We start from the raw sequence: 19,692 nt of genomic DNA, 5'->3' as shown, positions 1-19,692 counted from the left end.
CCGCCCTTTTATTATTCCAATCATTTTATTAAAAATATTATTAATTAGAAACTAAACAATATCCTAATAATCCTTTTGATATTATATTTGTATTTAATAAATAATTAATAGAATTTAATATATCTTTTTCCTTAAATTTTCTTGACTTTTCTTTTGAAAACTCCCAATCTTTAAAACCCTTTATTATATCTTCTTCTGTAGTATAACTGTAATCTTTTATTAATACCATTATAGTTGTTAAACATTCTAATTCACTGTTTGATTTTATATTATTAACATATTCAGAAGATAATTTAATAGCATTATCAATATTATCTAATTCACTTTCTATTTTTTTACTTATTATTGTTTTATAAACTTCATCACATAAAACATTATAATCTTTTATATCATAATAAAGCATATATTCATTAATTTTTTTATTTACGATCTCTATATCATGAGAATATGGACCATATTTATATGCTTTAAAATCAAAATAATCCTTTCTATAAAAATGATTAAAAAAATAACAACTCTTCTGAAGTCTAATATATGTTTTATCTTTAACATTGTAATATTTTAATAAAGACTCTATTTTACTAACTACATAATGAGATAGTGATAATTTAGGAGCTTTTTTAGGTTTTAAATTAGTTTGTATATTTCCAGCAGGTTCATAAACAACTACTTCAATTTCTTCTGATAAATCATAAAAAGATGACTCTATTTCCTTTCTTACATCTTCCCAATTAAGCCCACCATTTCCAGAACCTAAAGGCGGAATCGCAATAGAATATATTTGTCTTACTATTATTTTATTAATCAAATCTAATAAACCTAATTTAATATATTCCATTTTTGAAGGAAGTCGCCATTTATCTTTTGTAGGAAAATTTGCAATTATTTTATTATCTTCTTCAAATAAAAAGACTTTTCCTATAGCAATCTCACCTGTTTTACATGCTTTTATATATGCTTTTTCATTTGCAGGATATGCTTTTTTAAATTGGTAAGCTAAACCCTTACCCATATAGCCTTCACAATTAACAGTATTAACGATACATTGAGAATCTGTATCTAATATATTGCCTGTTTTATATATAATCATAACTTTAAAACCAACTAGGACTAATATCGACAAAAAAGCTATATTTTTTTAAATTTTTAGTATGAAAACTATATTGATTATCTTTTTTGATAAATCCATATTTTAATAAAATTCCACCTATTTTATTAAAACTTTCATTATTTTTTACTGTAATGGAAGTAATTTCTATTATTGGTATTTTACCATAAAATAGACATTCTGCCATACATGCATTTTTTATATCTTGATTATTATAATCTCTGTTATCACTATCTATTATATCCCATTCTATTAAATCAAATCCATCATCATAATTAAATAAAATATTATCATAATTAGCAAGTTTATTAGATAATGGATGGCATGGTATTATTTTAAAATTATGATTCCTAGCTATTGTTCTTTTTATACATATATAAATAAAATCAGTAGTTTTATATTTCTTTTTTATAGCCCCATCAAATGGTGTATTAATAAAAAAGTGAAATGGTACATAATCTAATAAATTATATTTATTTCTTCCGTTTAATATTTCATTATCAGCAACATCAATATTAGGCTTTATTTTACTTCTAGGAAGTAATCCATTTTTTACTATAGACTCAAAATTATCTATAGCTGTTAAATGATATATAAGTTGTCCTGTTTTAGCACTCATATATAAATAACCTTTCATTCTGTAGATTATATGCAATTATACTATAAATAAAATATATTAAAACTTTATATAATTCATATTATAAAATTTTAATTAAAATTACTCAATATATAGTTCCTATTCTAATAAAAAGGACAGCCATTATTCATAGCCGCCCTTTTAATATTTAAAAATTATGTTATTTTTTATTTAACCGCTTCAGCACATCTAGAACATAACTCTTTATGCTCGCTATCTTCGCCTACACTCTCATAATGTCCCCAGCAGCGAACACATTTTTCATGGCTTGCTTTCTCTGTCTTAACAAATGAAACGCCGCCTTCTATAAATGTATCGTCCTTGCTGTCTGAAATTGTTACTTTACTTACAATAAATACTTCGTTTAAATATTTTTGGTATTTTGTAAGTAAGTCTTTTGATGATGATTCTTTAGTGCATATTGTTATATAAGCCTCTAAAGATTTACCTATAGTATTGTTGTCTCTGGCTCTTTCAAGAGATAATAATACATCATCGCGTACTTTAAGAAGTGAAGTCCATTCTTGTTCTAATTCTAAATCAATCAAACTATCATCAGCTTTAGGATATAATTCCAAATGTACAGAAGAAGCATTTTCTCCTTTGTAGTATCCCCAAACCTCATCAGTTGTGAAAGGAAGTACAGGAGCTATAAGTTTAACTAATACATCTAATATTTTAGCAAGTACAGTCTGAGCACTTCTTCTTGAAATAGAATCTTTTCTGTCGCAGTATAATCTGTCTTTTATAATGTCAAAGTAAGTAGCAGAAAGCTCAACTACACAGTAATTTATAAGTCTTTGATAGAATAAATGAAACTCATAACCCTCGCAGGCCTTATCAGCAACTTTTATAAAGCTATGAAGTCTTGATAATGCATATCTGTCTACAGGAAGTAAATCTTTAACTTCAATCTTTTCTTTGCTGTAATCAAAATCAGAAATATTTCCAAGCAAATATCTGAAAGTGTTTCTTATTTTTCTGTAGTTATCGGCAATAGCTTTCATCATGTTATCTCCAACACGTGCATTGTGAGTAAAGTCTTCACTTATACACCAAAGCCTTAATATATCAGCACCGTATTTATCAATAACTTCTAAAGGCGAAACAACATTACCAGCACTTTTATGCATAGCTCTGCCCTGCTCGTCCAAAGTCCAGCCATGTGTAACAAGCTCTTTGTATGGGGGAATTCCTCTTATAGCCATAGAAGGCCAAATTGCAGCTTGGAACCAGCCTCTGTATTGATCGCCTCCCTCCAAATATATATCAACAGGGAAAACTCCGTCCAAATCTCTATTGGTTTTCTGTGCAGCAAAAGATGATACACCAGAATCAAACCAAACATCCAAAATATCCTCTTCTTTACCAAAGTCAGAAGAACCGCATTCGCATTTAGTACCTTCAGGAAGTAAATCTTTAGGCTCTAATTCAAACCATACATCCATTCCTTTAGTTTTTACTATTTCAGCAAAGTGCTTAGTAGACTCTGCAGTAAGTAAAGTTTTTCCGCAGTTTTTACAGTAGAATGCAGGTATAGGAACACCCCAAGAACGCTGCCTTGATAAACACCAGTCTGGACGATTCTCAAGCATCTTTCTCATTCTGTCATGTCCCCAAGTAGGATACCATTTAATATTATCTAAAGATTTAACAGTTCTCTCATCTATATGATCATGCTTCATATCCATAAACCACTGAGAAGTAGCTCTGAATATCAAAGGATTTTTACATCTCCAACATATAGGATAACTGTGTGTAACTTTCTCTTTATAGAATAATGAGCCGTTATTTTCAAGTATTTCAATTACTTTAGGGTTAGCATCTCTTACTTTCATGCCCTGCATTTCTGGAAACTCACTTGTATATCTTCCAGCTTTATCTACAGGACAATATATATCAAGTCCGTAATTAACACCTGTCTGATAGTCTTCCATACCATGACCTGGAGCAGTGTGAACAACACCTGTACCAGCAGTAGCCTCAACATAATCAGCAAATACAACAGCAGATTTTCTGTCTTTGATAAATGGGTGTGCTATCTCAAGTTTTTCAATCTCTTCTATAGATATAGGAATAATATCTCTGCCTTCTGCTTTCATGTCTTTTTTGCCAAGAACAGTATCAACTAGGCTTTTAGTCATTATTGCATATCTTCCATCTATTTCAACAGCAACATAATCTAAATCTCTATTAAAAGCACAAGCCATATTTGAAGGTAATGTCCAAGGAGTAGTAGTCCATATCATAACATCAACATTGCCGTCTAATTTATCATTGATTTTATTTAATACAGGAAATCTCACATAAACACTTGTAGAAGTATGATTATCATCGTATTCTATTTCAGCAGCAGCCAATGCAGTTTCACAGTCCATACACCAGTGAATAGTTCTAAGTCCTTTATATATATATCCTTTCTCTACAAGTTTAGCAAATACTTCAACTATTTCAGATTCATATTCAGGCGACATAGTAAGGTAAGGATTTTCCCAATCGCCCATAACACCAAGTCTTTTAAACTCTTTTCTTTGAATATCAATATATTTCTGAGCATAAGCACGGCATTTCTTTCTCATTATGAATTTAGAAGTTTCTTTATATTTATCTCCCAAACTCTCCTGCACCTTTAATTCTATAGGCATACCATGACAGTCCCAGCCAGGAACATAAGGAGAATCAAAGCCTTTAGCAGATTTATATCTTACAATAATATCTTTAATAATTTTATTCAATGATGTTCCAATATGAATGTCTCCATTCGCATAAGGCGGTCCATCATGTAAAATACATTTAGGAGCACCTTTTCTTAATTCTCTAAGCTGTTGATAAAGTTTTTCTTCGTCCCATTTTTTTATTATTTTGGGCTCTTTTTCCTTCAAACCTGCTTTCATAGGAAAAGAGGTTTTAGGTAAATTGATAGTAGAACTATAATCCATCTTAATTTTTGCTCCATTAATTAAATTTTCTTAAATAAAATTTTTGTTATTTTATAAAGATATATAATTTTATACTATAAGAAAGAATTTTACAAGTTTTATTTTATTGAATGCGTATATTACAGATTTCTTCTATTGTATATGTATTTAATATATCTATTAGTATTATTTTAGACTTGCACTTTTTGCAGCGGGAAAAAGTTGAATAAAAAAATTACTGACAAAGAATTTTCAGTATTATTGAAAACTTAAAACGCTTCAAAGCCTTGTTTTTGATAGAGGAAATATTAATAAAATAAGTATATAAATGTTTGACAAAGTTTTTATTTAATGAATATATTATCAACTTTTTTTTCGTCACACACACTCTGTGGACTTCGTCAAAGCTGCCAAAAAAGACTTGGGTCTTGAAGGTTTATAATTAATAAAAATTTAGCAGCTTATTCTTATTCATGCAATTTAATTTATTAGCAACTAAAATCTATAACTACAAAATATAAAACTTATATAAACATCAATTATATTTAGAGCTTTATTTATATATTTTGCAAACGCTTCAAAGCCTTGTAATTGGGTAGAAATATTTTTTATAAAATAGTATGAAACAATACTAATATTTAAAACGCTTCAATTCCTTGTATTTGAGGGTGAATATGTTTATAAAAATTAGTATAAAATATTATTTAATATTACATATTCAATAATATTTTATACGCAAAAATATAACAAAAATTACAAAAATCAAATATTATACTTGCTATTTGTTTAAAATAATTTATAATATAATAAATTTAAATATAAATTTAATTTCGTATTATAAATTTAATAATACATTTAAAAATATTTAAACTAAACAGGATATAAATGTCTTTAATGATATTTATAATTAAAAGGAGTTTTACTATGAGTAAAAAAATTTCAGCAATCTTTCTAAGCCTATTTTTAGTAGGAGTTTTATCAGTAAGCTGTTCCAACAAGGACAAAACAGCACCAGATACAAGTACACCAAAAACTATAAACATAAAATATGCTGGTATATGGGAATCTAATAATGGTGATAGTGTAGAAATAGATATGAACGGTAATATATACGAATATCAAAATTCGTCACGCGGAGCAAAAGGTGAAATCATAGAAGCTAATGATCCTAATTACAAAATAAAAATTTATGGTGATGAGTTTACAATAACATTTTCAGATACAAAGAATGCAGCTGTAAATATTAATGGACAAGAGGTTACATATACTAAAACTTCAAAAGACATAGAAGATTATAACGGCAATAAATATGTATCAGAAAATATGGGAGGTAATTATTTGTGGATATCTATAGAAAATGGTCTGGTTGCTATGACTCCTAATACAGATGCTAATACCCCACCTACTTTTTATGGATATATGTCTGGAATGGCTGGTTATGGTACAGATTATAATTTTTGGTCTAGCGATCGTTCTTCAGAAGGTACTTTAAAATTCTCAACTGATGGAAATTCTGTAACAGTTACACTTACAAGAAATGATCCTGCACCTGAAGCAGTAGGACAAGATTTTGTATGTTATAAAAAATAATTAAAAGGAGTTTTACTATGAGTAAAAAAATTTCAACAATCTTTCTAACCCTATTTTTGGTAGGTATCCTATCAGTAAGCTGTTCTAATAAGGACACAACAGACCCAAAAGGCATAGAACAGTATAACGGTAATACTTATGTATCTACAGAAACTTATGACGCTTCAAGTGTATTTCCAAATTTACAAACAGCATATTTATGGGTATCTATAAAAGACGGTCAAGTAGCAACTTTACCTAATGATAATAATAATACTGCACCTACATTTCCTTCAGAGAATTATTTTACTGTAACAGGTTCTGGCACTGATTATAGCTTTTCTGTATACCAGGGACAAGTTGTGGGCACTTTCAAATTTTCTTCTGATGGTTCTTCTGTAACAATTAGATATACAAAAAATACAGTAATGCCTAGTATTGAAAATACAGACATAGTTTGCAATAAAAAATAATAATCAATCATATTTTTAGTTAAAAGGCTTTGCTTGTATTTTCAGGTGAAGCCTTTTATTTTTGTATGGCTTTTTATATTTATACAAAAAATAAAATTCTTAAAAATTATGACAGTTTTTGTCGCAAATATAATATATAATTAAAACATAACGAAATTAAAGGAGGCTTTTTATGGCTCAAAACTTTTACTGCGAATACTGCGGTGCTAAATATTCTTCAATAGCTTCTCTTACTAGCGGTTATTGTCTCAAACACCCTAATGGTCCTAACAAGGGTAAGCATAAACTTTATGAAGGCGGTGAAAAGTCTGAATATTTTTGTAAGTATTGCGGAGCTAAAAACAAATCTTTACAGTCATTAGTAAATGGTTATTGTCTCAAACATCCTAATGGCCCTAACAAAGGAAAGCATGCACCTGCTTTATAATTAGGAGCTATAATGAACTATAAAATAAAAGAATTAAAAAATACTTGGCAATTTCCATTTAATAGATCTAAAGAAATCATAAAAGATACTTTTTCTATAGTACAAAAATATGCTAATAATGATTCACTTCAAAAGTATCATAATTATATCAAGAAAAATACTTTTAATGAAGATTATCCTTTTAATATATTTGAACTTATTTCTGATACATATTATAAAGAAAATTTTCATTCTGATATAATAGCAAAACTTTTAGAGCATGAAACAGTATTAAAACATTTTCTTGATTTTATAAAGATTGATGCTTCTAAATATTTAAATAATGATTATTCGGTTGTAAGAGAAAAAAATAAAATTGATATTTTAATAAAAACTAATACTGATACAAACTGTATAATAATAGAAAATAAACTTAGATGGGCTAAAGATATGAATGAACAATTATCAAGATATTATAATAATTGCCTAGAAAATAATTTAGAAGTTGATAAAATAGTATATTTATCTCCTGATATATTAAAACAGCCTGAATCTCAGTCTATAAAAGATATACCAAAAGAAAAAATCGAAATCATATATGGATATGATGGAGAAAATGAAGACTTTTATACTAAAGTAATAGAAAATAGTTTAAATGATTTTATAGAAAATAATGAAGCTAAAGAATGGATATTATTAGCAGATCATTATTTAAAAATATTAAGAGAAACAGGAGTAACTAAAATGGATAAATTAACACAAGATTTTTATAATGAGATAATAAATAATACTGATGAATACGAAAAAATAAAATTAATAGTAGATATGTATAATAATTTGATTGTAACTCGTATCAATAACTTAGTTTCAAAATTTCAAGGTGCTAATTGTGACAATGAATGTTTTTACAGAGATTTTGAAAGTAAGAAAAGAGGACTCAATTATGCTATAGATATATATATCTATAATGATTATAGTTGTTTTAACTTATTTTCAAGAGGAGAAAATACTGGAGATGATCCAAAATTAATAAAAAAATGGAAGCAGGATAATAAAGATATAGAGGCTTGGCTTAAAAAACATAATTTATTTGATGATACTTTTTATTTTGAAGACAGATGGAAAAAGAAATTTAAGTTTCCTCAGCAGGAAAAGGAGTTGTATGATTTTACTGAAAAAGTTATAAGGCTATTAAAAGAAGATGTTGAAAGCATATGCAGCAAATAATTTATCGCATGGTAAACAAAACTTTAAAATAAAATTAAATGATATTTTATTTTTGTACTAAAATAATTATACTTGTTTCAAAACTAAATTTATAAATTTTTAATTTAATATTTTTAAATTTAGTTGGGGCTTTGCCCTTACGAAGTACACAGCGTGACCGCTCTGCGTGCTTCGCAAAACCCCAGTTCTTTTATGACGTCTGTCCGCCCGCGACCGAAGGAAGTACCGTTAGGTATGGCGTGGTATAAGACACAGCCCTCCGAACTGCATTTTGTAACTTAAACATACAATTTACACAACAAGTAAAACATTTAATTAAACTATAATTAATATTATTTAATTTAACATAAAACAATAAACTTATTAAATTATTTGTCAAGTACTTTTGAAACAAGTCTATTATACAAAATTAATCGTGGTTTAAACAAATTTCTTCAATATAATCGGAACTTGGACGGGTGTGCTTTTACAGTGAGAATATTATAAAAAATAGGCATTAATAAATTATAGTAACGCAATAAAATCTTAGAGAGGGAGTGTAAGTAATTTTTTTGAATTTTATTTTCACTGCACTCATTAGATTTTGTAATTAAATATAAATTATTTAATCTATAATTCTATTTTTTATATATAAAGTTGTTTCAAAAGTACTTGACAAGATTATATATACGAATTTAGTAATTTATCAATTATAAAAATAATGTTTTATATGTTACATAAATTATTATTTTAGTATATAAATATGCAGTCTTTCGCGAAGCGTATCTGAGCTTGTCGAGGATATAGCTTCTCCGCAGAGTGATGCGTACTTTGTATGTGTTACACCGAATGCGGACAGCATCACAAAAGAGGTGCGGTGTGGGCTAGTCCCCACAATTAATAAATAAAATTAGTTTTGAAACAAGTCTAATTAATTAAAAATCAATCATAAAATCATCTCACACAAAATAAAAGCAGATAAAAGATTTATATTCTTCTATCTGCTTTTATCATATTTTAATCAAGTATTTTATTTTGTATTTGAAGCATCAGGCTTAGGCTGTATTATAGCAGAGAGAACTAAAAATACTATTAAGCTTGCAGCTATACCGGGTATTATAGGGTCAACTCCGAATAAATTGATATTTTTATTATATTGGAAGAATATTGTAACAACACTTCCTGCTATCAATGAGCCCATACTAGCAGCTGCAGAAAGTTTTTTATTTGTATAGTTTCCAAATAAATATGGAATGAATACTCCAGCAGCTCTCAAACTAAAAGAGAACATAAGTATTGTTATTAAGTTTGAAGCCTTAAAAGCTATAAACATAGATATAAGTCCGACTGCCACCATGCATACTCTTCCCAAAAAAAGAAGCTGTTTATCAGTAGCATTTTTATTTATATACTTTTTATATATGTCATTTGTTGCTATTACTGACACTGCAAGCATATCAGAGTCAGCTGATGACATAGTAGCAGATATTAATGCAGAAAATAATAATCCCACTATAACAGGAGGCATTGTATTCATAGCAAGCACAGGAAGTATATATCTAGTTCCTTCAGAAGTTAAAAGTTCGGAGGTAAGAAGTCCGTCTTTTACTACGCTTGAAGCTATGAGTCCTAAAAATGCTGGAAATAATGAATATAATATACATACTAATCCGCCTGCTAAAGAACCTAGCATAAGAGATTTAGCATCTCTTGCCGAAAAGAATCTCTGACTTATTTCAGGTCCGACAGAATATGAAGCTATATACATTATAGTAAGTGATATAATTGTAGGCCAACCCATACCTGCAGTAAAAGATTTTTGTGCAGGTGTTAAATTAGATACAACATGTTCAAAACCTCCAGCATAATGCAAAGCAAAAGGTATAGCTGCTAAACTACCTATAAAAACTAAAGAACCTTGAATTAAATCGGTAAAAGCAACGCCCCAAAGTCCTCCCATAGAAGAATATGCTGTAACTACTATCGTTACTATTACTACAGACAATTTATAATTCCATCCTGTCATAACAGTTAAAATACTTGCTGAAGCTATTATCTGAGCTGCAGTTATACCTATCATAGGAAGCCCCATTATTATAGAAGTTACTAAAGCATTAGCCTTTCCGTATCTTTTATAAAAATATTCTGATACTGTTGTAACCATAGCATTTCTAAATCTCTGGGCTAAAAATGCAAGAACCAAATATGCAATAGAAGCTGTTATTACATACCAAACAGCTGAAAGTCCCCATTTACCGTACGCCTGTTCTGCCAAACCTAAAGAAGTACCGCCTCCAATATTTGTAGCAGCTAAAGTTCCTGCCAAAAGTACAGGTCCTAAATTTCTTCCTGCCAATGCAAAATCGTTACTATTATTAACTTTTTTGCTTGAGTATACACCTATAAGAAGCATAGCAGCTAGGTATACAATTACTATAATTATTACTATAGTTCCTCCCATATACAAAACTCCTTAAATATTTTTTGTTTTTTATAAAAAATATGAATAAGTCATTATAATATTTTTTTGATTTAAAAAAGCCATTTCTTTGTAAAAATTAAAAAAAATTATATAGACTAACTAAATTTAATAATATTTGTATCAATTTTTTAATACTATAATAATTAAAAATTGTTTATATATTATTTATTGACATATAATATAATATAATATAATATAATATAATATAATATAATATAATATTATATTATATTAGTATGATGGGAGATATTATGGAATTAAATGATAATGAGAAAGAATATTATTATGATTTGCTTGATGCAATGAAATTAGGTGTTATAGATAGTAATATGAAAGAACATCTTAAAGAATCGAAAATTGACAATAAAATATCTGATGAAAGAGCAAAAGAGCTTGAAAAACTTGCAAGAGATGAACAAATATCTGCTATGGAAGAATTGAAAAATGATTCGGAAAGAAGATATTATAAAGAATATATAAAAATGATGGATGACGGAATAATATCCGAGAGTGAAAGAACTAATTTAAATAATAAAAAAAGTAGATTATCTATAAGCGATAGCAGAGCAAAAGAGATAGAAGAGTTATATAACAACAATAATAAAATAGCAAAATCTGAAAATACTTTAACTACAGTAAATGAAAAAAATATTATTAGTGATAATAAAAATAGTCAGGAAGTTAAAGAAGCTGAAATAGTTGAAAAAGATAAACAAATTGGAATATTAAAAAGATGGAAATACCTAAATAAAACTAAGTTTATTAATTTTCATATATTTAATATACTTATTATATTAGCATTTGAAATATACTTTTTCATAAGATTAAAAGACACATTTAATAATCCTAAACCAGCACCTACAACATCTTTTGAAAAGTTTGCTGATATGATAAAATCAGGAGCTTCGACTATATATGAAGCTATAGTACCAGACAGCATAGTAACAGGAATAGAAATGGCTAACAATATTATATTTAATGTCATTATTGTTGTACTTCTGCTTGTTCTTTTAATTGTACTATTTATTTTATACACTTATTCAGCTAGAATACTTTCTGTTATGATAGCAAAAACATGCAAGCAAGTTGACTTTTTCTATAGAACTATGGCTATATTAATACCAGTATCTATATCTATAACTATGGTTATTTTTACAGAATGGGATCATATGACTGACAGAAGAGCTATAGCAGCATTCAAAAAAGAAAATACTGCTTTGATAAATAAAGAAGATTATTTGAGAGTATTTGATAGGAATAACAATATAGAGAACAATTTGGCACTTATATATGAAAGCAGATATCAGACTACAAAAACTGCAGAGTTTGACAGATTAATAAGCAGTATGATTAATTCATTTGAAAAAAGAAATAAATTAGAAATGAATAATACTAATTTTTCTTATATAATAGGAAATTTAGTTCCCGCTTATAATCAATCTATAAAAAATATTCCGCAGTATGCACAGAGCTATAATAAAATTATAGGAAACGCTGTATCAAATTCATTTAAAAATCGTATAAATTATTTAATAGATAATACAAATTATATAGGTGCTTATATCACAATTTCAAGCATACCTAACATTAATATGATAAGTGAAAAAGAATATTTAAATAATTTTAAACAGTCCGAATATCAAAAACTTTTAGAAAATATAATGAATAATTTTGAAGTTATGATAAATGAAGAAATGAATATTGATAATTATAATTTAATATATAAAGAATTTGTTTTTGTATTTGATAAAACTTTAGGAATAAATCAAAATTTTTGGTATAAAGTAAAAAATACAGATATTAAAGAAGGTATTGAAAATTTTGGTACTAAAGCTGGAGAATTAGTACATTCTATAATACAATCAGTTAAAAATTTTATTGGTGCTTCTAAAGGAGAGGAAAGAAATCTTTATGAAGATAAAGATATATTTGTATTTGATACAAAAGATATTTATTTTGATGAAGTTGGTAAAAACTTTATGATTCAAAGAATGAATGAATTAAGAAAAAGACTCGATATAAAGAGGGATAAATATTTACTTGATTTGGATCACAGATTAATAAATGCATCAATGACTATAGAAGAAATGGAAAAAGCAATTCCTACAATAGTTCATTATTCTGAAGCAAAAAAAGATGATGTTGCAAATTATTATCAATATTGGAATTATATGCGCCATAAACGTGAGCTTGGATTGGATCAGCTTAAATTTGAACTTCCTTATAGAGAAAAATTAAATGCTTTGAAATCAGAATATGATGATTTACTTAAAAAAGATATTGATTACACTAATTATATGTATATAATGGATTATTTAGAAAATGAAATAGTTTATTATTATACCAATTTAAGTGATACTCAATATCGTAGGGATTTACAGAAAGATATAATACTTAATATTGATGAACGTGACAAGAAAAGACATGAATATTTAAAAACATTATCTCAGAATCTTACAAACTCAATTGAAAATAAAACTATAGGAAGAAAAGAAGCTTTAGAGATAGCTAATCAAATAGTTCATTATTCTGATGAGAAAATAGATAAAGATGGGTTAGTTGGTCTTTTACCATCTTTTTTAGGCGGTGATACAACATATTACAAATATTGGAATGATATAAGAAATGATTTAATAAACAAGATAAACCGCAAATTAAATTAACTAATTTTATTCTATGGGCTTTATATAATTTAAAGCTCATAGAAATATTTTTATAATGTTATATTAGAATTCTTCTGCCATTTGTTAGATTTTAAATAATACATACTAAAGAAAGTATTAATTATATAACATATACCCATAGAAATCCATATACCAACAAGTTCAAAATGAGGCGATAAAGCATAAGCTAAAATTGTTCTTAAAATTAATGTTGTTGAAGTGGTGAAAGCCATTATCACAATGGTTTTTCCTGCTCCGTTTATAACACCATTACATACAAACATCACAGAATAAAAAATAAATATTGGCATTATAGTATAAATATAGCTTTTAGCGTATTCAAATACAGAAGCATCATCAGTAAACATTCTTATAAGGAGATAAGGATTAGTAATAGAAAAAATACTCATAACAGAAGAAATTATAAGTCCTATTATGATACCGCTTTTAAAAATCTCTTTTACTCTATCTAATTTTTTAGCTCCAATATTCTGTGCTGACATTGTCATAACGGCATTACCCAAAGCACCTATAGGCATAATAAATAATGATTCAACTCTATTAACAATAGCAACGGTTGCACTTGCTGCCTCTCCAAAACTGCTTATAAGCCTAGTTATAACAAGCCAGCCGAAAGCAACTATAAATTGATTAAATGAAATTGGTATACCTAATTTCATTATTTTTTTAGTCATTTTCAAATCGAATGTGAATATAAAAGGATTAATTTTTATAAAGCTGTTTTTTATTCTAAGGTATGTTGTACTTATCAATACAGAAGTAAATTGTGATATTACTGTAGCAATTGCAGCACCTTTAAGTCCCATTGCCGGTATTATCCAAAAACCTTTTATGAAAATAGGATCTAATATTATATTAAGAACAGAAGATATAATTAAAAATATTAATGGTCTTACAGTGTCGCCTACTGCTCTAAGTATTGAAGATATAAAAAAGTAAGCATAAGCGAATGGAAGTCCTATTATAGATATTCTTAAATAAATAAGTGCCATATCCATAGCATTTTGAGGAGTATTCATTATAGTTAATATAGTTCTTGAAAATATAAGCATAAGGGCTCCAACAGTAAAAAGTATTATAACTCCTAATGTAGTAGATACTTTTATAACATGACTTACAGTATCATAATCTTTAGCCCCATAATATTGAGATACTATAACCCCGTTTGCCATATTAATACCGAAAGCAAAAGAGCCTATTAAAAGCATTATTGGAAAACTCACAGCAACTGCAGAAAGTCCAAGCGGTCCTATAATATTTCCTATCCATATACTATCTACTATATTATATACAACATTAAGAATATTAGATAGAAGTATTGGTATAAGAAGTTTTATTAATGTTGGAACAACTTTTGCTTCTGTGAGATCTGTCCCTATATGATTACCCATTTTTATCATAGCCTTCAAATTAAATTCTAATTAATTATTATAAACTAAATAATAATTAATTGAATAGCAAAAAGGGAAATTATTTTTATATGCTATTTTTTATCAAACGCACGGTTAATAAATTATTTTTTATACTAAAAGTTATAATGATTAATAGACTTTAAAAAGAAAAAACATTTTTCGTGCGTAGTGTAATTTATTAAATTAAAAAAATATAGGGCGGACTTTATAATAACAGTATAAGTTATAAAGAAGTATAATATAAAAATTGCAAATGCTATTGTAAAGCCTAGAGGGCGGGCAATTAGAATAAATTTATTAAATATAAGTCTATTAATTTTTATAATTTTTAAAAAAACTATATATTAACAAAAAGAAAAACATTAATAGATTCTTTAATATCTAATTCTTCTATAATATAAGACTGAGTAAAACCTACATTTATATCATATAATCTAGCATAATAAAAATAACTTTCAAAATTATAAAGTTTTATATTTTTATAAAAAACAATATATTACAGCTTCATTTCAAACCATATTCTTCTTTAAGATATTTTATATTTTCTTTAGCATATTCATTATTAGGATCTAATTTCAAAGCCTTTTTATAATCTTTTAATGCATCTTTATAAAGACCTAAATTTTCTTTAGAATAGCCTCTATTATTATAAGCATCAGCATAATCAGGTTTTAATTCTATAGCCTTGTCAAAATCTTTTATAGCCTCTTCATAAAGACCTAAACTATCCTTAGCATTTCCCCTATTATTATAAGCTGATGCATAATAAGGATTTAATTTTATAGCTTTATCATAATCTTTAATAGATTCTTCATAAAGCTCTAAATTATATTTTGAGTTGCCTCTGTTGTTGTAAATAACCGCATCATCATCTGCTATCTTTATAGCTTTGTTAAAATCTTTTATAGCCTCTTTAAAAAGTCCAAGCTCATTTTCTAATACTCCTTTATTATTATAAGCATCAAACAAATTAGGATCTATTGATAAAGCTTTGTCAAAATCTTTTATAGCTTCCTCTAAAAATCCTAAATCGCTTTTAATAAGTCCTCTGTTATAATAAGCATCTGCATAATCGGGTTTTAATTTTATAGCCTTATCATATTCCTCTATAGCTTCTTTTAAAAGTCCAAGTTTAGCTTTGGAAATACCTTTATTATAATAAGCATCTGCCATATTAGGATTTAACTTTATAGCCTCATCATAATATTTTATAGCTTCTGCATATTCTCCATTGGCACTTTTATGAATACCTTTAGAATTATAATCATGGTAATCAGTAAGATTGTTTAAACTATCAATATCAACTTTTTTATTATTGTCAGCTATATTTGTGAAACTGCCTATAAAATATGTTTTATCTGAAATTATTTTATTTAATTCTTCATTAAAAGTTTTTGCTCTTTCATTAAAATCATCAAAATCAGAATAGTTTTCTGGATCAATATTATTTAAAAAATTATTAAATTCATCTATACATTTGTTTAGTTCTTTTTTGAAATCTGTTAATTTATTTTTACATTCTTTTACATGTTGTATAAATAAAAAATTAGTCATTGTAGCCATATATAAATCCTATGCTTATTTATTTATTAATTATAATACAAAAATAATTTAATACTATTAAAAATTCTAATTAATAAATTTGCTTGTTTTATTTTTTATATTTAGTATTATTGATGTGCAATTATTATTAGTTTAATTATATCGGAGGATTTTTATGACTTATAAAGAGATTATAGAAACAGCAAAAGATTGCATGGGTTTCTGTAAAGCATGCATTATATGTAATGGTAAGGTTTGTAAAAATAGTATGCCAGGACCTGGTGCAAAAGGAATAGGAGATGTTGCCATTAGAAATTATGATAAATGGAGAGAGATAAGACTCAATATGGATACAATATGTTCTAATGAAGATATTGACACTTCTTTTGAACTTTTCGGCAAAAAATTTAAATACCCTATATTTTCAGGTCCTGTTGGTGCAGTTCAGCTTCACTATGGTGATAAATATACAGAAGAAGAATATAATGATATATTGGTAAAATCATGTCATGAAGCAGGCATTACTGCTTTCACAGGAGACGGAACTAATCCTAATGTAATGATTGCTGCTACTGCCATGATAAAAAAACAAAACGGAATAGGAATACCTACTGTTAAGCCTTGGAATATGGATGTTATAAAAGAAAAAATGAAATTAGTTGCCGATTCAAATGCTTTTGCTGTTGCTATGGATGTTGATGCTGCGGGGCTTCCTTTTTTAAAAAATCTTACCCCAAAGGCTGGAAGTAAAACAGTTGATGAATTAAGACAAATAAAAGAGATTGCCCAAAGACCATTTATAATAAAAGGAATAATGACTGCAAAAGGAGCTAAAAAGGCGGTTGAAGCTGGAGCCGATGCTATAATAGTATCAAATCATGGAGGACGCGTACTTGATCAATGTGCATCTACTGCTGAGGTATTGCCTGAAATTGTTGATTCAGTTAAAGGAAAAATAAAAATATTGGTAGACGGCGGAATAAGAAGCGGTGCTGATATATTAAAAGCTCTTGCTATAGGAGCTGACGGAGTTGTTATTGCTAGAACTTTTGTAATAGCTGCATACGGTGGTGGAGAAGAAGGAGTTAAATCTTACGCTGCACAATTAGGGGCTGAACTTGAAGATGCTATGACTATGTGCGGAGTTCACAGCTTAAAAGAAATAACTAGAGAAATTGTAAGACTTTAATTTATTAGACCTGTTGCAATTTTGTATTTTTATACAGTTAAGATTAAAAATATATAGTATAAATTTTATTTATATTAATTTTACATATTGTTTTTTTTGTTTTAAATGTAACATAATCTTATCTAAATAATATATAAATATGCAGTCCTTTTGCTTCTTTGGGTCACCACCGAGTAGGTGCCTATTCGGCAAAAGAAGTGGGGTTTTACGAAGTACGCAGAGCGGGGCACGAATGTGTACTTCGTAGGCAAAGCCCCAATTATTAAAACTATAAATATTATTTTTAAATTTATTATATACTAATATCACTATATGTATGTAAAAAATTGCAACATGTCTATTTAATTTTTGTTAATTTTATTTTTAAAACTCAATATATAATAGTAATTAAAAACTATCTTTATATTGAGTTTATTTTTTATAAATAGACTTAAATAGTTTCATATATTTATTATATTTAGTCTTTTTATTAAAATAATAATAATTCTAAACTTCATTCATTTATAAAAGTTATTAAATAAATAAACAATTAAAGCAGATATTAGAGATATAAATGCACATATAATAATACCTATAAAAAAACCCTTTATATGATGCATGGGATTTTTATATTCTTTAATCATATCTTCAGTGCCCTTTATTATAAAAATATTTGTATTACAAAAAATGATTATATCAAGAATAATCAAATCATATAAATTTACTGCCGAAGTTAAAGCAAATACATATATAAATACAGACTTAAAACTATTATATGATGATAAATATGCTATTATAGAAAATATAACTTGTATAAAAAACATAACTAATAATTTTAATATAATATGATTTTTTTATAATTATTTATACTTCACGAATATAATTTTTCTGCTCTTTCTATTATTTTAGGAGGATAAGACATTATAAGAGTTAATGGATTTTTTATTCCTTTAGCTAATATTAAAATACTAAATATTATACATATAAAAGATGATTGAACCATAAATACATCATATTATTTTTTTCCTATAACAGAATATATAAAACCTTTTAATTGCTTTTTCTCTATTACTTCAAATCCGTTTTTAATCATTCTTTTTGATATACCTTCCTTATTTTCAGTATGACAATCTCCGCTTTTCATTAAGGGAAATAAAATATTATTATCTATCCAAGCAGCTATTCCGCCTACTCCAGTATCTGATAATATGTAAAGTCCTCCTTTTCTCAAAATACGGTACGCTTCTTTCATAGCTTCATCTGGATATGGATAATGATGAAAACTTTGTATGCATACTGCTATATCAAAAGTATTATCATCAAATGGAAGTTTATCTGCTGTGCCTAAAATAAAATGAGAATTTTTTATATTTTTAGATTTAGCAATTTTTAGCATTTCCTCTGATAAATCAAGTCCGTAAAATGAGGCATTATTTTTATTTTTAAGTAAATTTATTAAATAACCAGTTCCGCAGCCTATATCCAGAAGATTATTATAATCAATATCTTTTAAATATTCTGATACATAATTGCAGCTTATTTTTCCAAATTTTGAATAATATACAGTATCTTTTTCATCGTAAATACTTGCCTGTTTATTAAAATGTTCTTTAGATAACTTTTCATAATCTTTCATAATAATATCCTTTATCAAGTATTAATAAAATGTTAGTATATTCTAACATTTAAAAATTTAAAATCAATAGACTTGTTTCAAAAGTAGTTGACAAATAATTTAACAAGTTTATTATTTTATGCTAAATTAAATAATATTAATTATAGTTTAATTAAATATTTTACTTGTTGTGTAAATTGTATGTTTGAGCTAAAAAATGCAGTTCTTTTGGTTCTTTTATACCAATAAAAGAACTGGGGTTTGGAACGAATGTGTGCTTCGCAGCAAATCCCCAACTAAATTTAAAAATATTAAATTAAAAATTTATAAATTTAGTTTTGAAACAAGTCTAATATATTACAATAAATAAAATTAACGATTTTTAGTTCTATTAATTAGAAATAATAGGCCTGTTGTAATTTTGTACATACATATAGTTATATTATTATATAATAAATTTAAAAATAATATT

At 26.8% G+C, this 19,692-nt stretch carries 14 protein-coding genes; 6 read left to right on the top strand and 8 right to left on the bottom strand.

The features are described from left to right. Positions 1-40: 40 nt before the first annotated feature. From darG to ileS, 3 genes are all read right to left on the bottom strand, one after another. Positions 41-1,090: a type II toxin-antitoxin system antitoxin DNA ADP-ribosyl glycohydrolase DarG gene (darG, locus tag A966_RS04065; RefSeq protein WP_008722837.1), complete on the bottom strand. Its 1,050-nt coding sequence runs from the start codon at positions 1,088-1,090 to the stop codon at positions 41-43. Between the two features lie 4 nt (positions 1,091-1,094). Then, positions 1,095-1,727: a DarT ssDNA thymidine ADP-ribosyltransferase family protein gene (locus A966_RS04060; RefSeq protein ID WP_008722833.1), complete on the bottom strand. Its 633-nt coding sequence runs from the start codon at positions 1,725-1,727 to the stop codon at positions 1,095-1,097. A gap of 185 nt (positions 1,728-1,912) precedes the next feature. Beyond that, positions 1,913-4,684 carry an isoleucine--tRNA ligase gene (gene ileS / locus A966_RS04055; RefSeq protein ID WP_008722830.1) on the bottom strand — a complete coding sequence of 924 codons (2,772 nt, stop codon included), beginning with the start codon at positions 4,682-4,684 and terminating at the stop codon, positions 1,913-1,915. Between the two features lie 903 nt (positions 4,685-5,587). Between ileS and A966_RS04050 the strand changes: the two genes are divergently transcribed. From A966_RS04050 to A966_RS04035, 4 genes are all read left to right on the top strand, one after another. Then, the gene (locus tag A966_RS04050) at positions 5,588-6,253 is read left to right on the top strand and encodes a hypothetical protein (protein ID WP_008722821.1); all 666 of its coding nucleotides are present in this window, start codon (positions 5,588-5,590) and stop codon (positions 6,251-6,253) included. Positions 6,254-6,270: 17 nt separating this feature from the next. Then, positions 6,271-6,705, top strand: coding sequence for a hypothetical protein (locus A966_RS04045; protein WP_008722817.1), 435 nt, complete (start codon positions 6,271-6,273; stop codon positions 6,703-6,705). 172 nt (positions 6,706-6,877) lie between these two features. Beyond that, positions 6,878-7,132 carry a hypothetical protein gene (locus A966_RS04040; protein WP_008722815.1) on the top strand — a complete coding sequence of 85 codons (255 nt, stop codon included), beginning with the start codon at positions 6,878-6,880 and terminating at the stop codon, positions 7,130-7,132. A 12-nt stretch (positions 7,133-7,144) separates the two neighbouring features. Further along, positions 7,145-8,338, top strand: a complete 1,194-nt coding sequence (locus A966_RS04035) for a PDDEXK-like family protein (RefSeq protein WP_008722814.1) — start codon at positions 7,145-7,147, stop codon at positions 8,336-8,338. Positions 8,339-9,347: 1,009 nt separating this feature from the next. Here A966_RS04035 and A966_RS04030 read toward each other — a convergent pair. Then, positions 9,348-10,778: a sodium:solute symporter family protein gene (locus tag A966_RS04030; protein ID WP_008722813.1), complete on the bottom strand. Its 1,431-nt coding sequence runs from the start codon at positions 10,776-10,778 to the stop codon at positions 9,348-9,350. Between the two features lie 272 nt (positions 10,779-11,050). Between A966_RS04030 and A966_RS04025 the strand changes: the two genes are divergently transcribed. Beyond that, positions 11,051-13,462 (top strand): hypothetical protein, encoded by a 2,412-nt coding sequence (locus tag A966_RS04025; protein WP_008722812.1) that lies wholly within the window; start codon positions 11,051-11,053, stop codon positions 13,460-13,462. Between the two features lie 50 nt (positions 13,463-13,512). On the opposite strand, the gene A966_RS04020 is transcribed toward A966_RS04025, so the two are convergent. Beyond that, entirely contained in the window at positions 13,513-14,874 is a 1,362-nt protein-coding gene (locus A966_RS04020; protein WP_008722808.1) for an MATE family efflux transporter, read from the bottom strand. A gap of 525 nt (positions 14,875-15,399) precedes the next feature. Beyond that, positions 15,400-16,458 (bottom strand): tetratricopeptide repeat protein, encoded by a 1,059-nt coding sequence (locus A966_RS04015; RefSeq protein ID WP_008722801.1) that lies wholly within the window; start codon positions 16,456-16,458, stop codon positions 15,400-15,402. A gap of 154 nt (positions 16,459-16,612) precedes the next feature. Here A966_RS04015 and A966_RS04010 point away from each other — a divergent pair, with 154 nt between their 5' ends. Then, a complete protein-coding gene (locus tag A966_RS04010) occupies positions 16,613-17,626 on the top strand; it encodes an alpha-hydroxy-acid oxidizing protein (RefSeq protein ID WP_008722799.1) in 1,014 nt (337 codons plus the stop codon). Positions 17,627-18,476: 850 nt separating this feature from the next. Here A966_RS04010 and A966_RS13930 read toward each other — a convergent pair. Both A966_RS13930 and A966_RS04000 read right to left on the bottom strand, forming a co-directional pair. Next, positions 18,477-18,608, bottom strand: coding sequence for a hypothetical protein (locus A966_RS13930; RefSeq protein WP_256093378.1), 132 nt, complete (start codon positions 18,606-18,608; stop codon positions 18,477-18,479). A gap of 12 nt (positions 18,609-18,620) precedes the next feature. Next, entirely contained in the window at positions 18,621-19,241 is a 621-nt protein-coding gene (locus A966_RS04000) for a class I SAM-dependent methyltransferase (RefSeq protein ID WP_008722794.1), read from the bottom strand. Positions 19,242-19,692: the final 451 nt, after the last annotated feature.

This window comes from Brachyspira hampsonii 30446 (assembly GCF_000316195.1).
Taxonomy (GTDB): Bacteria; Spirochaetota; Brachyspiria; order Brachyspirales; family Brachyspiraceae; genus Brachyspira; species Brachyspira hampsonii_C.
Note: the sequence above shows the minus strand (reverse complement) of the source record. Positions and strands in the feature narration are given on the sequence as shown.